Source organism: Streptomyces durocortorensis, from assembly GCF_016901035.1.
In the GTDB taxonomy this organism is placed as follows: Bacteria; Actinomycetota; Actinomycetes; order Streptomycetales; family Streptomycetaceae; genus Streptomyces; species Streptomyces durocortorensis.
In genome coordinates, this window is the sequence record NZ_JAFEUF010000004.1 from 68102 (window position 1) to 69737 (window position 1636).

The following is a 1636-nucleotide window of genomic DNA, read 5'->3' on the forward strand; positions in this document are numbered from 1 at the left end:
CCCCCCCCGGCGCCCCCGCCCCCCCCCCCCCGCCCCCCCGGGCGCCCCCCCCCCCGCCCCCCCCCCCCCCCCCGCCCCCCCCCCCCCGCCCCCCCGGGGGGGGCCCCCGCCCCCCCCCCCCGCCCCCCCCCGACGTGTGTGACGCTTGCTCCCATGTCTGTCGCGCGTGATCTGCGCACCCTGCTGCGCCTGCGGAACTTCCGCCGCCTGCTCACCGTGCGGCTCCTGTCCCAGTCCGCCGACGGCGTCTACCAGGTCGCCCTCGCCGCGTACGTCGTCTTCTCCCCGGAGAAGCAGACGTCGGCCGCCGCCATCGCCTCGGCGATGGCCGTGCTCCTCCTGCCCTACTCCCTCATCGGGCCCTTCGCGGGGGTGCTGCTCGACCGCTGGCCCCGGCGTCAGGTCTTCCTCTACGGGAACCTCCTGCGGGCCGCCCTGGCCTGCTCCACGGCCCTGCTGATCCTCGCCTCGGTACCCGACTGGCTCTTCTACGCCTCGGCCCTCTGCGTCACCGCCGTCAACCGCTTCGTGCTGGCCGGTCTCTCCGCCGCCCTGCCCCGGGTGGTCGACACCGATCGCCTCGTCGTGGCCAACTCCCTCTCCCCGACCGCGGGCACCCTGGCAGCCACCGCGGGAGGCGGCCTCGCCTTCGTCGTACGGCTGGTGGCCGACGAGTCCGACGCGGCGGTCGTCCTGCTGGGGGCGGTGCTCTACCTGCTCTCCGCGCTGGCCTCTCTGAGCCTCCCCCGCACACTGCTGGGGCCGGACATCGACGAGAGTCCGATGCGGCTGCGGGCAGCTATCGCCGTCACCGCCCGCGGGCTCGTCGCCGGACTGCGCCATCTGGCGCAGCGGAGCCACGCGGCCAAGGCCCTGGCCGCCATGACCGTGATCCGCTTCTGTTACGGCGCGCTCACCGTGATGGTGCTCACGCTGTGCCGCTACGCCTGGTCCGACACCGAGTCCGACGGGCTGGCCCTGCTCGGCCTGGCGGTCGGTGTCTCCGGGGCGGGATTCTTCGTCGCCGCCGTCCTCACCCCGTCGGCGGTGAGCCGCCTCGGCCGGTACGGGTGGATCGTGGGCTGCGCCGGGGCGGCAGCGGTCCTGGTGCCCGCCCTGGGCCTCTCCTTCGCGCCCGTCCCGATGCTGATCGCCGCGTTCGTGCTCGGCGTTGTGACGCAGGGATCGAAGATCGCGACCGACACGGTCGTGCAGACCTCGGTCGACGACTCCTTCCGAGGCCGGGTCTTCTCGCTCTACGACGTGCTCTTCAACGTCGCCTTCGTGAGCGCCGCGGGAGTGGCGGCCCTGATGCTTCCGACGGACGGCAGATCGGTCGCCGTCGTGACGGTCGTATCGGTGCTGTACGCCGTGGTCGCGGCGACGATGTTCCGCTGGCGACGGACCGATGTCCACCGGTAGCCGGACTCGGATGTGCTGAGGGGCGTTGTTTCACGTGAAACAACGCCCCTCAGCACATTCAACGCCTCTCGGCACACCCAGCAGGCGATACATCTCGGCGGGGGGGGGGGTTTTTTGGGATAAAAAAAACCCCCCCCCCGCCGCGGCGGGCGAGCCCCCCACCCACAAGGAGCCCCCCCCCCCCCCCCCCGCGCCCCGGGCGAGCGCGCCCCCC

1 protein-coding gene is annotated in these 1636 nt (G+C 73.7%); it reads left to right on the forward strand.

Annotation, left to right across the window (positions count from 1 at the left end; all coding sequences use genetic code 11):
* The first annotated feature begins 153 nt into the window (after nt 1–153).
* Complete coding sequence (locus JS521_RS01905; RefSeq protein WP_205080951.1) at nt 154–1422, forward strand: MFS transporter; 1269 nt, start codon at nt 154–156, stop codon at nt 1420–1422.
* Nucleotides 1423–1636 lie beyond the last annotated feature (214 nt).